This is a genomic window from Saccharopolyspora sp. NPDC003752 (genome assembly GCF_053605825.1).
The window spans coordinates 40,575-57,815 of the sequence record NZ_JBSGJZ010000032.1 but is presented as its reverse complement, the minus strand read 5'-3'; the positions used below and the strand labels follow the sequence as shown (position 1 = coordinate 57,815).

Genomic DNA, 17,241 nt, shown 5'->3' with positions numbered 1-17,241 from the left:
GGCAGGACGTCTGTCGATCAGGGTGTTCAGCAGCTGGGACGCAAGGCATTAAGGCTAGCCAACGAACCTGGGAGCGCATCGCGCAGGTGCCGCGCGTCCGGCCACCGCCGCGGAGCGTGACCGCACCTCCCCGCCGCGGCCTCCCCCACCCGGCCGCCTGCTCACGCCCCTTGGTTCGCCCGTTCGCCGGAGCGGCACCAAATGGTCGATACCAATTTTGCCGCAGCTGGTCCACAATTCAACTGATTCGAGGCACGACCGACGATCACGCAGCGGCATTGCCAGGCGTCTACGAAGCGATGAAGGAGTTGATTCCCGCCTTAAGCACACCCGAGTTCCTCCTTTAGTCGTAGACGCCTACCGGAACTCGGTCGTTGCGCAACGTAGACCCCACTGATTAGCGTAAGTTCGGAATTCGGCGGACACGAGGAGTAACGATGACCGGCCCGAAAACCGAGGCTCGCCCGGCCACCCACCCGGCCGTCCGCGGCACGCAGCAAGGAGCGAACGCTTTGTCGGCCGAACTCTCCGAACTGCTCCGAACCGGTCCGTTCGAGGCCGCGCTGCGCACCGCGATCCGGGCCAGCCGGCTGAGCCTGGAACGCATCCAGCACCGGCTGCGCGCCCGCGGCACCCCCGTCAGCATCACCGCGCTGAGTTACTGGCAGTCCGGCCGCCGGCGCCCCGAGCGCCCCGACTCGCTGCTCGCCCTGCAGCAGCTGGAGCAGGTGCTCGGCGTGCCGGAGAGCTCGCTGTCGGCACTGCTCGGCCCGCCGCGCCCGCGCGGCCGCACCCGGCAGGCCCCCGCCGAGGCGCCGCCGCTGAGCGCGCTCTGGTCGGAGAACGAGTCCGCCGCCGAGCTCCTCACCAAGATCGACACCAGCCACGACAGCAAGCTCGCCCGGCTGAGCCACCACGACGTCGTGCACGTCGACCAGCGCGGCGAGCTGCGCAAGATCCGCACCCGCAAGCTGGTCCGGGCCGAGACCAACGGCGTCGACCGCTGGGTGATCATGTTCGACGGCGCCTCCTCCGGCGAAACGCCCCCGATCATCCGGCCGATCCGATCCTGCCGGTTAGGCCAGGTCCTCACCGACCACGCCCGCGACCTGGTGGTGGCGGAGCTGTTGTTCGACCGGGCCTTAGCGCGCGGCGAGACGCTGCTGCTGGAGTACGAGATCATCGACCCACCGACCGGCCCGAACGAGGCCGAGCACAGCTTCTGCCGGCTGTTCCGGCTGCCCGTGCGCCAGTACGTGGTGGAGCTGCAGTTCGATCCGGCGCACCCGCCGACCCGGTGCGAGAGCTACGTCGGCGACTCCACCACGCAGGAGGTGGAGCCCCCGAAGCCGTTGACCGTCGACCGGTTCGGCCGCACGCACGCGGTGGCGCTGGACTTCGGCATGGGCGTCTTCGGCGTTCGATGGCAGCCCGAGGAGCAGCTGGGCTCCAGCACCTCTTCGCGCACCACAACACGTTGACCCGATCCAGGGACACGTCGATCGCCTTCCAGCACGGTAGGTAACCATGAATCGGCGGCGCACCGGGGCGCGACCGAATTATCAACATCATCGGCGCTTTTACAACCCCGAAAGGAACGGCGAAGTTTCCGGACTTGTCAGAAATCGTTTTCCTTAACATTGTCCTATCCCAATCGAAAATGATGTGCATTTCCCGGAACCACTCCCGATCGTCGCCGACCGGGCTCACAACAGGCTGAGCTGGCGCACTCCCTCCTCCTCGGCGGCGGACCGGGCGGCACCGGCCCCGACGTCGCGGAACGCCGGCTGCCGCGACGAGCCGATGCCGTGGCGGCGCTTCGCATCGGCCACCAGGGCGAGGACGTCGCGCTGGTAGGACTGCGGCAGGTACGAACCCTCCCGGTAGAGCCGCGCGTAGCTCGGCACCAACTTCGGATGCTCGCGCTGCAGCCAGGCACGGAACCACTCGCGCGCCCCAGGCCGCAGGTGCAGCAGCAACGGCGTCACGTTCGCGGCACCCGCCTCGGCCAGGGCCCGCACCGTCGCGTCGATCTGCTCCGGCGCGTCGCTGAGCCCCGGCAGGATCGGCGCCATCAGCACCGAGCAGCCGATCCCCGCGTCGGCGAACCGGCGCACCACGTCCAGCCGCCGCCGCGGCGACGGAGCACCCGGCTCGACGGCCCGCCAGAGCCGCTCGTCGACCGAGCCCACCGAGACCGCCACCGACACCGGAGCCACCTCTGCGGCCTGCACGATCAGGTCCACGTCCCGCAGGATCAGCGTCCCCTTGGTGAGGATCGAGAACGGGTTGGCCCGGTCGCGCAGCTCGGCGATGATCTCCCGCATCAGCCGGTAGCGCCCCTCGGCTCGCTGGTACGGGTCGGTGTTGGTGCCCATCGCGATCGCCTCGCCCGCCCAGCGAGGGCCGGCCAACTCCTTGCGCAGCAAGGTCCCGGCGTTGACCTTCACGACGATCTTGCTGTCGAAGTCGTGCCCCGCGTCCAGGTCCAAGTACGTGTGAGTGCGCCTCGCGAAGCAGTACCGGCACGCGTGGCCGCATCCCCGGTACGGGTTCACGGTCCACCGGAACGGCACCTGGGACTCCCCCGGCACCCGGTTGATGATCGATTTCGCGTGGATCTCGATCGCGTACGCCTCCTCCGTGCCCGCCTCGATCGGCACCGGATCCGGCAACCGCAGCCCCGCGCGCCCGCCGGACCGCGGCGGCGGCTCCGGCAGCGCGAGCGGGAGCTCCGGCGCACCCCCGACCGGTGGCTTGACCCGTTGCTGTTCCCATCGCATGACTCAATTCGAACATAGTTTCGACACCATGTCGAGCGCCGTTCCCGCATGTCCGCCGATCGAGTGGCGCGGGTTCGCGAGCCCGGCCAAACGCCCCGCTTCGGGCCGCGGTAGGCGGTCCGCATAATTGCCCGGTGACCGACCGCCGCCCCACCGGAGAGCCTCCCGAGCCCGGAGGCGGCCATCGTGCTCGCCACCGTCGCGCCGCCGACCAGGCCCAACCGCCCGCCCAACCGCCCGCGGACCGGCCGCCGGGCGGTCGCCGCGCGGACCCGGGCCCTCGCCGGGACGACGGCCCCGCCACCGGCCACGGCCACGGCCACGGCCACGGCCATGGGCACGGCCACGGCCCCGCCGAACCGGCGTCCAGACAGGTCAAGCGGGTGCTCGCGATCGCGCTGGCGCCGTTCGCGCTGGCCGCCGTCGTCGGTTTCCTGCTGCTCTACCCGTTCGACCACCAGCAGCGCACCGGCGCCGACCTCGGATTCGGCCAGTACCCGGTCAACGCCGTCATCGTCTCCGCCGCCGCGGGCTCGTGCACCCAGGGCTCGCCCGACGAGAGCGGCTGCGTGGTGCTCGGGGTCCAGATGCAGGACGGGCCGCGCGCCGACCGGACGATCGAGCAGACGGTGCCGACGGACCCCGGCACGCCGCGATTCGCCGTCGGCGACCACGTGGTGCTCAGCTACGCCGGGGCCAACCCCGACGACCCGACCTCCTACCAGGTCGTCGACTTCCAGCGCGGCATGCCGCTGCTGGTCCTGGCCCTCGTGTTCGCCGCCGCGGTGATCGTGCTCGGCCGCTGGCAGGGCGTCGCCGCGCTGGTCGCGCTCGGGCTGAGCTTCGTCGTGCTGATCGGCTTCGTGCTGCCCGCCATCCTCGCCGGCGAGGACCCGCTGCTGGTGGCGGTCGTCGGGGCCGGGCTGATCATGTTCGTGGTGCTCTACCTGACGCACGGCTTCTCCGCGCGGACCTCGACCGCGGTGCTCGGCACCCTGCTGAGCCTCGCCCTGATCGGCCTGCTCAGCGTGGTCTTCTCGGCGGCCACCAGCCTGACCGGGCTGGACGAGGACACGTCGAGCCTGATGGGAGTGCTCGGCACGCCGATCGATGCGCGCGGCCTGCTGCTGGCCGGGATCGTGATCGGCGCGCTCGGCGTGCTCGACGACGTGACCGTCACCCAGACCAGCGCGGTGTGGGAGCTGCGCAAGGCCAACCCCTCGTTGTCCTGGCGGCAGCTCTACAAGGCGGGCCAGCGGATCGGCCGCGACCACGTGTCGTCGGCGGTGAACACGCTGGTCCTGGCCTATGCGGGCGCGGCCCTGCCGCTGCTGCTGGCGTACACGCTCTCCGGTCGGACCTTCGGTGAGGTGGTGAGTTCGCAGGCGGTGGCGCAGGAGGTCGTGCGCACGCTGGTCGGCAGCATCGGTCTGGTCGCCGCGGTGCCGATCACCACGGCGATCGCCGCCGCGGTGGCGGTCCGGGAGCCCGCGAAGAGCTCGGGCCGCAGCGGGGGTTCGGTCGCGGACCGCGTGGGGCGAGCGGCCGCGACCAGCGCGGAAACCCCGACGGTGCGCCGACGGCCGCCGCACCTCAGGCCCGGCCGCTGATCCGTCCGCCCTCAGCCCCGGTGGTCCGCAATTTCAATGGAAATCGAAGGTCCGATTTCCATTGAAATTGCGGAAGTTGTCCCCAGGCTCCGGTGTGTCGGGCCCCGACACTCCGGTGACCCGCGTTTCGAGTGAGCCCTTTTCGTCCTGGGCGGCCCGCAGCCGCGGGCCGCAAAGCTGCACGTCTACGGGGCGCCGCAGGCGCATAACCCACCTACGACACTCGCACCGCCGCGGGTTCACGGTGCCACCCTCCGGGGTTCCCTCGGCGAGCACCGCCCCTCCGCCGTGTATTGGGCATACATCAGGAGGAGCACCCACAGACCAGGAAGCCTCTGTAACTCCCGCAGGGGGCCGCCACCCGCACCGCCGCGCAAAACGAGGATGGAAAACCTCGGTGAAATTGCGGACCTGAGCAGTCGGTGAGGCGCGCTCCTAGCCCAGTGCGGCGACGAACCTCGCGACCGCGTCGGGATGCAGCCGCTGCGCCATCCGGCCCGCCGGCGCGACCGATGCCAGCCGGTACAGCGGGCGGTCCGGGGCCGCGTCGCCACGCGCCTCCGCCCGCAGCTGGGCCACGATCAGCTGCGACAGAACCAGGGCCCGGGTGTCGGCCGAGCCGGCCAGCGTGTCCGCCAGCCTGCGCAGCGCGTAGATCCCGAGCTCCCGGCCGCCGGTGCCCGCGTAGAGCGCCAGCGACGCGCTGATCGCCTTGCCCTTGGGCGGGCCGCCGACCAGCAGGTTGACCGTCCGGGCGCCGCGCAGGTCGGTGACGAACAGGTCGAACCGATCCGCGTTCTTCACGTCGACCACGCGGGTGCCCATCGCGCGGGCCACCAGCTCGCCGCCGCGCAGCTCGATGGTCTTGCGGGACTCCGCGAAAGCCAGCAGCAGCAACGGGATTCCCACGATCGCCGCGGTGATCGCGAAGCCCGTGGGCCCCGCGAACAGGCTCACGATGCCGCCCATCGCAGCAGCGACGATCAGCGCGGCGATCGCGACGTTGCGAGCCCGCGCCCGGACCGTCTTGCGGTCCAGCAGATCCAGCGGAACCGCCTCTGCTTCGGTCATCTCGGCTCCGCGACCGCGTCCCGGACCTCGGCCTCCAGCGATTCCAGCGACACCGCGCGCTGTTCGCCGCTGGCCAGCTCCTTCAGCTGCGCGGTGCCGGCTTCGAGGTCCCGCTCGCCGAGGACCAGCGCGAACCGCGCGCCGGAGCGGTCGGCGGCCTTCATCGCGCCCTTGAGGCCCTTGCCGCCGTAGGCCACGTCGACGCGGACCCCGGCCGCCCGCAGCCCGCCCGCGGCCGCCACCAGGCGGCGCTTGGCGGTCTCGCCCATCGGCACGCAGTACACGTCGCAGCGCGCCTGGTCGCCGACCTGCAGCCCCTCTGCCTGGCAGGCCAGCAGGGTCCGGTCGACGCCGAGCCCGAAGCCGACGCCGGAGTACTCCTGGCCGCCGAGTTCGGCCATCAGGCCGTCGTAGCGGCCGCCGCCACCGATGCCGGACTGCGCGCCGAGTCCATCGTGGACGAACTCGAAGGTGGTCTTGGTGTAGTAGTCGAGGCCTCGCACCAGGCGGGGGTTCTCCACGAACGCCACGCCGAGGTCGAGCAGGTGCGCCTTGACCTGCTCGTAGTGCTCCTCCGCCTCCGCCGAGAGGTGGTCGACCATCAAGGGAGCGTCGGCGACGAGTTCCCGCACCTCCGGCCGCTTGTCATCGAGCACCCGCAGCGGGTTGAGCTCGGCGCGGCGCCGGGTCTCCTCGTCCAGCGGCAGCCCGCGCAGGAACTCCTGCAGCTTCGCCCGGTAGGCGGGGCGGCAGGTGTTGTCGCCCAGCGAGGTGATCTCGATGCGGTGCCCGCTGAGCCCCAGCCGCCGGTAGCCCTCGTCGGCGATCGCGATGACCTCGGCGTCCAGCGCCGGGTCGTCGACCCCGATCGCCTCCACGCCGACCTGCTGCAGCTGCCGGTACCGCCCGGCCTGCGGCCGCTCGTAGCGGAAGAACGCGCCGCTGTAGTAGAGCTTCACCGGCAGCTGGCCGCGGTCCAGGCCGTTCTCGATGACCGAACGCATCACGCCCGCCGTGCCCTCCGGGCGCAACGTCACGGACCGGCCGCCGCGGTCGGCGAAGGTGTACATCTCCTTGCTGACGACGTCGGTGGACTCCCCGACGCCGCGGGCGAACAGCGTGGTGTCCTCGAACACCGGCAGCTCGATGTAGCCGTAGCCAGCGCGGCGCGCGGCGTCGGACAGGGTGTCGCGGACCGCCAGGAAGCCCGCCGACTCCGGCGGGTAGTACTCGGGGATGCCCTTGGGTGCGGTGAACGTGCTCATGAGTGGTGGTTCAGTCCTCGTCAGGAAATGGCGTCGGAAGCCGGCAGGCCCTGCAGGAACGGGTTGCCCGCGCGCTCGCGCCCGATGGTGGTGGTCGGTCCGTGGCCCGGCAGCACGACGATCTCGTCGTCCAGCGGCAGCACCTTGGTGCTCAGCGACTCGAGCATCCGGCCGTGGTCGCCGCCGGGCAGATCGGTGCGCCCGATGGCGCCGGCGAAGAGGGTGTCGCCGGACAGCAGCAGCCGCCCACCCTCGTCGGTCCCGACGCCGAACAGCACCGATCCGCCGGTATGGCCCGGGGTGTGCGTGACGTCGAAGCGCAACCCGGCGAGCTCCAGCACGTCGCCGTCGGCGAGGTCGCGGACGTCGGCGGGCGCGTCCATCACCGGACCGTCGCCGAAGAGCTGCCGCCCGGCCGGGCCGAGCGCGGCGCCCGGGTCGGCGAGCATGAACCGGTCGGCCGGGTGGACGTAGGCGGGCACTTCGTGCGCGGCGCAGACCCCACCGGCGGAGAAGACGTGGTCGAAGTGCCCGTGGGTGAGCAGCACGGCGGCAGGCGCGAGGCGGTGCTTGCGCAGCTGTTCGTCCAGCGGCGCCACGGCGTCCTGGCCGGGATCCACGACGACGCAGGGCTCGCCTTCCCCGCGCGCGAGCACGTAGCAGTTCGCCTGCAGCGGTCCTACCGGGAACCCGAGGACAAGCACGAAGCGCGACCTTTCGTTGCGGCGACACCCGATGGGGCGGGTCGGTCCCCCAAGGTTATCGTCCCGCCCACGTGCGCCTTCGCGCGCGGCAGGCACGATGCGCAGGCTCTCAGGAACGGTCCGCGACCGACCCCATAAACTCCCCGGAACAACATCAGGTTCACCGAATCCGGGGAGGGAGCAGGTGCCCAGCAACGAGCAACGTCGCCAGGCGGCCAAGCGGAAGCTCGAACGCCAACTGCAGCGCCGGGCGGAGCAGGCCAAGCGACGCCGGATGATCACCATCGGCGCGACGATCGTCGTGGTCATCGCGGTCGTGGTGGGCGTCTTCTACTTCACCCGCACCGGCGACGACACCGCCCAGCAGCAGCCGCCGCAGGCGCAGCCGGAGGTCCAGATCCCCACCGAGCTCGCGCCGCCGCCGGCCCGGCCGACGCCGCTGGCGGATCCGGTGTCCTGCCAGTACCGGCCGGACAGCAAGGGGCCGAGCAAGCCGGTGCAGCCGCCGGCCAACGGCGAGGTGTCCTCCAAGGGCACCGTGCAGGCCACCATCAACACCAGCCAGGGCGCGATCCCGCTGACGCTCGACCGCGCGCTGGCGCCGTGCACCGTGAACAGCTTCATCAGCCTGTCCAAGCAGGGCTACTACAACGGGACCGCGTGCCACCGGATCGGCACCGAGGGCCTGCAGATGCTGCAGTGCGGTGACCCGACCGGCAAGGGTTCCGGCGGCCCGGGCTACAGCTTCGACGACGAGACGTTCCCGGAGCTGCAGTACGGGCGCGGCTACCTCGCGATGGCCAACGCGGGCCCGAACACCAACGGGAGCCAGTTCTTCATGGTCTTCGGCGAGGCTCCGCTGTCGCCGGACTACACCGTGTTCGGCACCATCTCGGAGGATGGCCTGAAGGTCATCGACGGCATCGCCCGCGCGGGCCACGACGGCGCGTTCGAGCCGTCGCCGGGCGGCGGCCACCCGAAGCAGGAGGTCAAGTTCGAGTCGGTCGACGTCCAGGCCTGACGCGAACGCGAGGAGGGGCGCGGCCTGCGGGCCGCGCCCCTCCTCGCTGCGCAAATGGTGCCGTTTGGCCTGGTCAGCGCCGTGCGCTGCAATTGCGACCAAACGTGCTCACGGGCCCTGAGCAGCGGAAACGCCGTCAGGCCGCGGAGGTCACGCGGTAGACGTCGTAGACGCCCTCGATGTTGCGGACCGCCTTGAGGACGTGGCCCAGGTGCTTCGGGTCGCCCATCTCGAAGGAGAAGCGGCTCACCGCCACCCGGTCCTTCGACGTGGTCACCGACGCCGACAGGATGTTCACCCGCTCGTCCGCCAGCACCTTCGTCACGTCGGAGAGCAGCCGGTGCCGATCCAGGGCCTCCACCTGGATCGCGACCAGGAACACCGACGACGCCGACGGCGCCCAGTGCACCTCGACCAGCCGTTCGGGAGTGCGGCGCAGGTCGTCGGCGTTGGTGCAGTCCGTGCGGTGCACGCTGACCCACCCACCGCGGGTCACGAAGCCGAGGATCTCGTCGCCCGGGACCGGCGTGCAGCAGCGCGCCAGCTTCGCCCACACGTCCCCGGCATCCTTGACCACGACGCCGGAGTCGCCGCTGCTGCGGCGCTTGCCGCGCAACGTCGACGGCGTCGACCGCTCCGCGATCTCGTCGGCCGCCTGCTCCGGGCCGCCGATGAACGCCACGAGGCGCTGCACCAAGTGCTGCGCCGAGAGCTGCTTCTCCCCCACCGCCGCGTACAGGCCGGTGACGTCCACGTAGTGCAGTTCGCGGGCCACCGCGCCGAGCGTTTCCGCCGACACGAAGCGCTGCAACGGCAGGCCCAGCCGCCGGATCTCCTTGGCGATCAGCTCCTTGCCGGACTCGATCGCCTCCTCGCGGCGCTCCTTGGCGAACCACTGCTTGATCTTCGCCTTGGCCCGCGGCGAGGCCACGAACGACAGCCAGTCGCGGCTCGGGCCGGATCCCTCCGCCTTGGAGGTGAAGATCTCGACGACCTCGCCGTTCTCCAGCTTGCGCTCCAGCGCCACGAGCCGGCCGTTGACGCGGGCGCCGATGCAGCGGTGGCCCACCTCGGTGTGCACCGCGTAGGCGAAGTCCACCGGGGTCGAGCCGGACGGCAGCGTGATCACGTCGCCCTTCGGCGTGAAGACGAAGATCTCCCTGGTCGCCAGGTCGTAGCGCAGCGACTCCAGGAACTCGCCGGGGTCCGCGGCCTCCCGCTGCCAGTCGAGCAGCTGCCGCATCCACGCCATCTCGTCGACCTCGACGGCCGACTGCGCGGCGCCGTTGCGGCCCTTGGTCTCCTTGTACCGCCAGTGCGCCGCGATGCCGTACTCGGCCGTGCGGTGCATCTCGTGGGTGCGGATCTGCACCTCCAGCGGCTTGCCCTCCGGGCCGATCACCGTGGTGTGCAGCGACTGGTAGACCCCGAACCGGGGCTGCGCGATGTAGTCCTTGAAGCGGCCGGGCATCGGCTGCCACAGCGCGTGCACCACGCCCATCGCGGCGTAGCAGTCGCGGACCTCGTCGACCAGGATCCGCACGCCCACCAGGTCGTGGATGTCGTCGAAGTCGCGACCCCGCACGATCATCTTCTGGTGGATGGAGTAGTAGTGCTTGGGGCGGCCCTGCACCTTCGCGGCCAGCCGGGCGGTGTCGAGCTGGTGCGACAGCTCGTCGATGACGGTGCGCAGGTAGGTGTCGCGGGACGGCGCGCGGTTGGCCACCAGGCGCACGATCTCGTCGTACTTCTTGGGCTGCAGGATGGCGAACGCCAGGTCCTCCAGCTCCCACTTGATGGTGGCCATGCCCAGCCGGTGCGCCAGCGGCGCCAGGACCTCGAGGGTCTCCCGCGCCTTGCGGGCCTGCTTCTCCGGCGGCAGGAAGCGCATGGTGCGCATGTTGTGCAGCCGGTCGGCGAGCTTGATCACCAGCACCCGCGGGTCGCGGGCCATCGCGATGATCATCTTGCGGATGGTCTCGGCTTCGGCGGCGGCACCCAGCTTGACCTTGTCCAGCTTGGTGACCCCGTCGACCAGGTGCGCCACCTCGTCGCCGAACTCGGCGCCGAGCTTCTCCAGCGAGTAGTCGGTGTCCTCGACGGTGTCGTGCAGCAGGCCGGCGACCAGGGTGGTGGTGTCCATGCCGAGCTCGGCGAGGATCGTCGCGACCGCCAGCGGATGCGTGATGTACGGGTCGCCGGACTTGCGCCGCTGACTGCGGTGCTTCTCCTCGGCGACGTCGTAGGCGCGCTGCAGCAGCGCGAGGTCGGCCTGGGGGTGCAGCTCCCGGTGCACCGTCGCCAGCGGCTCCAGCACCTGCTTGACCGCGGCGGCCCGCTGCGCCGTGATCCTCCTGGCCAGCCGGGCGCGGACGCGACGCGTCGCAGAGGCCGCCCGCGGCTCGGCAGCCGGGTCGGCTGCCGATGCAGGAGATTCGACGTGTTGGCTCACCGCACGCTCCCGGGCTCGTATTGCTCTCGTCCCAGGTCCGGGGGACCCGGACACTGAGAATAACGCCATCCGAGCGACGGACCTTCCCAGGTACGGGTGTGATACGCCCAGCGGTCACCTGGCGCAGGTGAAGGACGAGAGAACTTCAGCCGCACCGATCAGCGACGAAAGCGCCGCCCGCGTCCCGGTGGCCGGGTCGCGGGCGGCGCTCACCTCGTCGGATCAGGCCTGCAGCAGGGCCCGGACGGATTCGCCCATGATCTTGTCGCGGCCTTCGAGGGCGGTGAGTTCGAGCACGACGGCCGCCGCCGCGACCTCCGCACCGGCCTGCCGGACCAGGCGGCAAGCCGCGCCCAGGGTCCCGCCGGTGGCCAGGACGTCGTCCACGATCAGCACCCGCTGACCGGCACGAAGCGTGTCCGCCGGGAGTTCGAGCGTGGCGTGGCCGTACTCCAGCGTGTAGTCGACCCGGTCCGCCACCACCGGCAGCTTGCCGGGCTTGCGGAGCCCGATCACGCCCGTGCCGAACTCCTGCGCGACCGCCGCGCCGACCAGGAAGCCACGCGCCTCCACGCCGGCCACCACGTCGAACTCGACGCCCCGGCCCAGCGCCGACACCACGGCGTTGAGCCCGGCGCCGTCGGCGAGCAGCGGGCTGATGTCGCGGAACAGGACTCCCGGCTCGGGGAAGTCCGGCACCTCGCGGATCAGCCCGACCGCCTGCCGGAGCGCATGATCGGTCGCATCGGTCACCTGCACGGAAATGGCCGTCTCCTCCATCGCTGTCAACGCCGCCGCTTCCCGGACGGGCGGCCGGCCTTGGTGCCGGGACGCCCACCGCGCGGGCCCGTGCCCGCCGCGACCGCGTGCTTCGGCTCGGCCGGGACGTCCTCGCCCGCTGCCTTGGCGGCGGCGCGCTCACGGCGCTGCCGCACCTTCGCCGCGTGGTCGCGGTACTTCGGGTCGCGCATCTTGAAGTCCACCAGCAGCGGCGTGGCCAGGAAGATCGACGACACCACACCGGCGATCATGCCGACCATCTGCACCAGCGCCAGGTCCTGCAGCACGCCGACGCCGAGCAGCCCGGCGCCCACCACGAGCAGCCCGATCACCGGCAGCAGCGCGATCACCGAGGTGTTGATCGAGCGCATCAGTGTCTGGTTGACTGCCAGGTTCGCTGCCTCACCGTAGGTGCGGCGGGTCAGCCCGAGCAGGCCGCGGGTGTTCTCCTTGACCTTGTCGAAGACCACCACGGTGTCGTACAGCGAGAACCCGAGGATGGTCAGCAGGCCGATGACGGTGCTCGGCGTGACCTCGAAGCCGACCAGCGAGTAGATGCCCGCGGTCACCAGGACGTCGTGGAACAGCGCGATCAGCGCCGCCACCGCCATCCACTTCTCGAAGTAGAACGCCAGGAAGATCGTGACCAGCACCAGGAACACGCCCAGGGCGATCAGCGCCTGCTGGGTGATCTCGCCACCCCAGGTGCCGCTGACCGCGCTGTCGCTGATCACCTGCTGGCTCGGGTTGCCCTGCGCGTCCAGCGGCTGCACCTGGGTGAACAGCGACTGCTTGACGGCGGCCACCTGGTCCGGGGTCAGCGCAGAGGAGCGGATCTGGATGCTCGTGTTGGCCCCGGCACCGACGATCTGCACCGTCTCGGCCGGGTGACCCAGCGCGTCCTGGAACGCGTTCTGCACCTGGTCGGTCTGGATCGGGCCCTGAACGCCGACGGCGGGCAGCTGGAGCTTGGTGCCACCCTCGAAGTCGATGCCGAGGTTGAAGCCCTTGAACCCGATGGCACCGAGGCACACGAGCACGAGCAGGCCCAGCGAGATGTACCACCGGGCGCGCTTGCCGATGATGTCGAAGGCCCCGGTACCGGTGTAGAGGCGCTGGAAGACGCTTTCGCGCCGTGCGCCTTCGGTTCCTGGAGTCGTCACCTTCACGCCTCCTTGGCGGTGGTCGCGGCGGCCTTGCGGGCGGCCCGGTTCTGGTCACCGAGCCGTTGCACCGCCCCCAGGCCGGAGACCGAGGGCTTGGACAGGAACTTGTTCTTCGAGGCGAGCACCACCAGCGGGTGCGTGACGAGGAAGACCACGACCAGGTCCAGCACCGTCGACATGCCGAGGGTGAAGGCGAAGCCCTTCACCTGGCCGACGGCGAGCACGTACAGCACGGCGGCGGCCAGGAAGCTGACCGCGTCGGCGGACAGGATCGTGCGCCGGGCCCTCGTCCAGGCGCGCGGCACGGCCGAGCGGAACGTGCGGCCCTCGCGGATCTCGTCCTTGAGCCGTTCGAAGAACACGATGAACGAGTCGGCGGTGATGCCGATCGCGACGATGAAACCGGCGATACCCGCCAGGTCGAGGGTGAAGCCGACCCAGCGGCCGAGCAGCACCAGCACGCCGTAGACCACGCCGCCGGAGAGCACTAGCGACAGGACGGTCAAGATGCCCAGCAGCCGGTAGTAGAGCAGGCAGTACACCGCGACCAGGATCAGGCCGATGCCACCGGCGATCAGGCCGGCCTCCAGCGAGGCCACGCCGAGGGTCGCGGAGACCGTCTCCGCCTCGGACTGATCGAAGGCCAGCGGCAGCGAGCCGTACTTGAGGATGTTGGCCAGGTCGGTGGCGGTCTCCTGGTTGAACTGCCCGTTGATGCTGGCGTTGCCGCCCAGCAGCGCCTGCTGGATCTGCGGCGCCGACACCACCTCGGTGTCCAGCACGAACGCGGCCTGCTGGCCGACGTTGGCGGAGGTGAAGTCGGCCCAGACCTTGGCGCCTTCGCTCTTGAAGTCCAGCGACACCGTCCAGCCCGGCTGCCCGGCCTGCGGGTTCGGCGGCACGGCCTGCGAGTTCGCGATCTCCTTGCCGGGCAGGAACACCGGCTCCAGCAGGTACTTCTGCTGGCCCTCGCGGTCGCAGGTCACCAGCGGCAGCTTCGGGTCGTCGTTGCCGCGCAGCGGGTCGTCCGCGGTGCAGTTCAGCGTCTGCAGCGCCTGCATCTGGACGTTCGGGTCGGTGCTCTGCCGGAGCGCCTTCGCCTCGTCGATGGCCTTCTGCTGGTCGCCAGGGCCCTGCTGCTGCGCGGCCTGCGGGGTGGTTCCCGCCGGCGGCTGCGCCGCGGGCACCGCGTTGACGACCTTGCGGAAGTTCAGCTCGGCGGTCTGCCCCAGCTGCTTGGCTTCCTCGCCGCCCTCGCCCGGCACGGTGATCACCAGGTTGTTGCCGTCCCGGGTCACCTCGGAACCGCTGATGCCCATGCCGTTGACGCGGGTCTCGATGATCTGCCGCGCCTGGTTCAGCGCCTCGTTGGTGGGCGGCTGACCGTCCGGCGTGCGGGCCGTCAGCGTCACGCGGGTGCCGCCCTGGAGGTCGATCCCGAGCTTCGGCGTCGGCTTGCCGTCACCGGTGAAGAACACCAGTGCGTACAGCCCCACGACGATCAGCGCGAAGATCGCCAGATAACGCCCTGGGCGAATCTGCCCGGCCGGAGGTGCCACGGTGCGTCAGTCTCCTGTCCACGGTCCGTATCGGGTGCGCGGTCGGTTCGCGTAGGCGTCGCCTACCGAACTGCGCAAGCTGTGACGAGCGGTTCCGCCCGCTCGACGCCAACCTACAGCCGGGCTCGCCAGGTTCCCCGATCGGCGCGATCTGTTGGCGATCTTCGCCACCAACGGGCGGCGGATCGCCGAATTCCTTCGGTCCAGTCTGACAGGCCGGGCGCGGGCTCCGGCGATCCGGGTGGCGACCGTGCGTTGATCGACGACTACGCACGGACGCGGGCCCGGAATCCCGGTGCCCGCGTCACGACCTGGCTGCGGCGAACCCGCCCGCCGGGCGCCCTGCGGCGCCCGGGGGAGGCGTTGCGCCTGCTGTCAGTTGGTCTTCTGCTTCTCGATCGGCTCGGCGATCTCGGCCTTCGACTCAGGGACCTCGGCCTCCGCCGGGGCCTCCTCGGTCTTCGCCGACTCGGTCGACTCGACCGCCTCGGCGGCCGGGGCGCTGTCGGTGGTGACCTTCTCGCGGACCGCGGCGCGCACCCAGGTGGTGGTCATGCCCGGGGCGAGCTCCAGGTCGATGGTGTCGTCGCTGGTGGCGACGACCTTGCCGAACACACCGGAGGTGGTCATCACCTTGTCGCCCGGCTCGATCGAGTTCTGCAGCTTCTGCTGCTCGGCCACGGCGCGCTTCTGCTTGCGGGCCTGCAGGAACAGCGGCACCGCCAGCAGGACGATCAGCAGCGGAAGAATCAGGGATTGGAGGTCCATCGTGCTCCGTTCAGCGGACGCTTCGGGGCCCAGCCCTCGCAGTACTGCGCCCGAATTGTTCGGATGTTCTGCCCCAGTGTGCCAGGTCAACTCGGGTCGACGTCCTCTCCCGCTGGGAACCAGGAGAGTCTCCCCGCTCTCGCGCGGGGCGCGGTTCGTGCCTGCCGCGCGGCACACCACCCGTCCGGCGGTGCCGCCTCGCGCGGTTCACCACCACCGAGCGGGACGTGAGGAGGATAACGTCACGCCGCAAGCACGGACCAACGCCCCGGCTGCGAGCCGATGGCTGGGCGACGCACACAGTATCGGCGATTTGTCACTATTGGATCACTCGGCGAAGAAGTCGGTCTGCGCCTCGCCGGGCGCGTGCTGCGGCGGCGTGAGGCCCACGTGCTGCCACGCGGCGACCGTCGCGACCCGGCCGCGCGGGGTGCGGGCGATCATGCCCGCGCGCACCAGGTAGGGCTCGCAGACCTCCTCGACCGTGCTCGACTCCTCGCCGACCGCGACCGCCAGCGTCGAAATGCCCACCGGGCCGCCGTGGAACGACTTGACCAGCGCGGCGAGCACCGCCCGGTCCAGCCGGTCCAGACCCATCTCGTCGACGTCGTAGACGGCCAGCGCGGCGCGCGCGATCTCGCGGTCGACCACGCCGTCGGCCCGCACCTCCGCGAAGTCGCGGACCCGCCGCAGCAGCCGGTTGGCGATCCGCGGCGTGCCCCGGGACCGGCGGGCGATCTCGATCGCCCCGTCGTCGCGCAGGTCCACGCCCAGGATCCCGGCCGAGCGGCGCACCACCAGCTCCAGCTCCGCCTCGGAGTAGAACTCCATGTGCGCGGTGAAGCCGAACCGGTCGCGCAGCGGCCCGGTCAGCGCGCCGGACCGGGTGGTGGCCCCGACCAGCGTGAACGGGGCCAGCTCCAGCGGGATGCTGGTCGCCCCCGGTCCCTTGCCGACCACGATGTCCACCCGGTAGTCCTCCATCGCCAGGTAGAGCATCTCCTCGGCGGGCCGGGCGATCCGGTGGATCTCGTCGATGAACAGCACGTCGCCCTCGGCGAGGTTGGACAGCATCGCCGCGAGGTCGCCGGGGCGTTCCAGCGCCGGCCCGGAGGTGACCCGGATCGAGGCGCCCAGCTCCGTCGCCATGATCATCGACAGGCTGGTCTTGCCCAGCCCGGGCGGGCCGGAGAACAGCACGTGGTCGGGCTGCTCGCCGCGCTTGAGCGCGCCGTGCAGGACCAGCTCCAGCTGCTCGCGCACGCGGGACTGGCCCACGAACTCGCTCAGCTTGCGCGGGCGCAGCGTCGTCTCGACGTCCTGATCACCCAGGTCCTGCTGCGGGGTCAGGGCGACGCCGTCAGCGGACGGCGGCCATTCGTCGTTGTCCTCGTGCATCAGGCCGGCCTCACTTCGGCCCCAGCGTGGCCAGCGCCTTGCGCAGCACCGCCGAGGTGTCCAGGTCGCCGTTGCCGGCGGCCAACACCGCCTCGACGCTCTGCTCGGCCTGCTTGGCCGAGAAGCCCAGCCCCACCAGCGCCTCGGAGACCTCGGACCGCACCCGGCCGCGATCCGCCGAGGCCACCGGTCCGGCCGCGGTCCCGGCCACCACGCCGACCTTGTCGCGCAGCTCCAGGATCAGCCGCTCGGCGCTCTTCTTGCCGATGCCGGGCACCTGGGTGAGCACCGTCAGGTTGCCGTCGGCCAGCGCGTGGCAGAGCTGGTCGGGCGCGAGCACCGCGAGCGTGGCCAGCGCGAGCCGCGGGCCGACCCCGGAGGCCGTCTGCAGCAGCACGAAGAGGTCGCGGGCCTCGGCGTCGGCGAAGCCGTAGAGCGTCAGCGAGTCCTCGCGCACGATCAGCGACGTCCACAGCCGCGCTTCCTCGCCGCGGCGCAGGGCGGCCAGCGTCACCGGGGTGGCGTGCACCGCCATGCCCACGCCGCCGACTTCGATCACGGCGTGGTCCAGCCCGATGGACAGCACCGGACCCCGGACCGTGGAGATCATCGGGAAATCCCTCCAAACCTGTTCATGGGCTAGTTCTGCGCAGGTGATCGCTCG

At 71.0% G+C, this 17,241-nt stretch carries 14 protein-coding genes; 3 read left to right on the top strand and 11 right to left on the bottom strand.

Features of this window, described 5'->3' with window-relative positions:
• Positions 1-437 precede the first annotated feature (437 nt).
• Positions 438-1,481, top strand: a complete 1,044-nt coding sequence (locus ACWEV3_RS32055) for a hypothetical protein (protein ID WP_132483583.1) — start codon at positions 438-440, stop codon at positions 1,479-1,481.
• Between the two features lie 225 nt (positions 1,482-1,706).
• On the opposite strand, the gene ACWEV3_RS32050 is transcribed toward ACWEV3_RS32055, so the two are convergent.
• Entirely contained in the window at positions 1,707-2,783 is a 1,077-nt protein-coding gene (locus ACWEV3_RS32050) for an Rv2578c family radical SAM protein (RefSeq protein WP_452617462.1), read from the bottom strand.
• A 134-nt stretch (positions 2,784-2,917) separates the two neighbouring features.
• Here ACWEV3_RS32050 and ACWEV3_RS32045 point away from each other — a divergent pair, with 134 nt between their 5' ends.
• The gene (locus ACWEV3_RS32045) at positions 2,918-4,393 is read left to right on the top strand and encodes a YibE/F family protein (RefSeq protein ID WP_452617461.1); all 1,476 of its coding nucleotides are present in this window, start codon (positions 2,918-2,920) and stop codon (positions 4,391-4,393) included.
• Positions 4,394-4,828: 435 nt separating this feature from the next.
• Here the strand turns inward: ACWEV3_RS32045 and ACWEV3_RS32040 are convergent, their stop codons facing one another.
• From ACWEV3_RS32040 to ACWEV3_RS32030, 3 genes are read right to left on the bottom strand one after another with little or no spacing between them, the layout of a single operon-like run.
• Entirely contained in the window at positions 4,829-5,464 is a 636-nt protein-coding gene (locus tag ACWEV3_RS32040; RefSeq protein WP_452617460.1) for a hypothetical protein, read from the bottom strand.
• On the bottom strand, positions 5,461-6,729 hold the full coding sequence (gene hisS, locus ACWEV3_RS32035) for a histidine--tRNA ligase (protein ID WP_452617459.1): 1,269 nt from the start codon (positions 6,727-6,729) through the stop codon (positions 5,461-5,463). Before hisS ends, ACWEV3_RS32040 begins: the two co-directional genes overlap by 4 nt.
• A gap of 20 nt (positions 6,730-6,749) precedes the next feature.
• Positions 6,750-7,433, bottom strand: a complete 684-nt coding sequence (locus tag ACWEV3_RS32030) for an MBL fold metallo-hydrolase (RefSeq protein ID WP_452617458.1) — start codon at positions 7,431-7,433, stop codon at positions 6,750-6,752.
• Between the two features lie 184 nt (positions 7,434-7,617).
• Between ACWEV3_RS32030 and ACWEV3_RS32025 the strand changes: the two genes are divergently transcribed.
• Positions 7,618-8,454, top strand: coding sequence for a peptidylprolyl isomerase (locus tag ACWEV3_RS32025; RefSeq protein WP_452617457.1), 837 nt, complete (start codon positions 7,618-7,620; stop codon positions 8,452-8,454).
• 136 nt (positions 8,455-8,590) lie between these two features.
• Here ACWEV3_RS32025 and ACWEV3_RS32020 read toward each other — a convergent pair whose 3' ends face one another.
• The 7 genes from ACWEV3_RS32020 to ruvA form a co-directional block, all read right to left on the bottom strand.
• Positions 8,591-10,906: a RelA/SpoT family protein gene (locus ACWEV3_RS32020; RefSeq protein WP_452617456.1), complete on the bottom strand. Its 2,316-nt coding sequence runs from the start codon at positions 10,904-10,906 to the stop codon at positions 8,591-8,593.
• A gap of 222 nt (positions 10,907-11,128) precedes the next feature.
• Positions 11,129-11,686: an adenine phosphoribosyltransferase gene (locus ACWEV3_RS32015; protein WP_452617455.1), complete on the bottom strand. Its 558-nt coding sequence runs from the start codon at positions 11,684-11,686 to the stop codon at positions 11,129-11,131.
• 5 nt (positions 11,687-11,691) lie between these two features.
• The gene (gene secF / locus ACWEV3_RS32010; RefSeq protein ID WP_452617454.1) at positions 11,692-12,855 is read right to left on the bottom strand and encodes a protein translocase subunit SecF; all 1,164 of its coding nucleotides are present in this window, start codon (positions 12,853-12,855) and stop codon (positions 11,692-11,694) included.
• Positions 12,852-14,411, bottom strand: coding sequence for a protein translocase subunit SecD (gene secD, locus ACWEV3_RS32005; RefSeq protein WP_452617453.1), 1,560 nt, complete (start codon positions 14,409-14,411; stop codon positions 12,852-12,854). Before secD ends, secF begins: the two co-directional genes overlap by 4 nt.
• A gap of 375 nt (positions 14,412-14,786) precedes the next feature.
• On the bottom strand, positions 14,787-15,179 hold the full coding sequence (gene yajC, locus ACWEV3_RS32000) for a preprotein translocase subunit YajC (protein WP_452617452.1): 393 nt from the start codon (positions 15,177-15,179) through the stop codon (positions 14,787-14,789).
• Positions 15,180-15,506: 327 nt separating this feature from the next.
• Entirely contained in the window at positions 15,507-16,577 is a 1,071-nt protein-coding gene (gene ruvB / locus ACWEV3_RS31995; RefSeq protein WP_452617451.1) for a Holliday junction branch migration DNA helicase RuvB, read from the bottom strand.
• 10 nt (positions 16,578-16,587) lie between these two features.
• The gene (gene ruvA, locus ACWEV3_RS31990) at positions 16,588-17,187 is read right to left on the bottom strand and encodes a Holliday junction branch migration protein RuvA (protein WP_452617450.1); all 600 of its coding nucleotides are present in this window, start codon (positions 17,185-17,187) and stop codon (positions 16,588-16,590) included.
• Positions 17,188-17,241 lie beyond the last annotated feature (54 nt).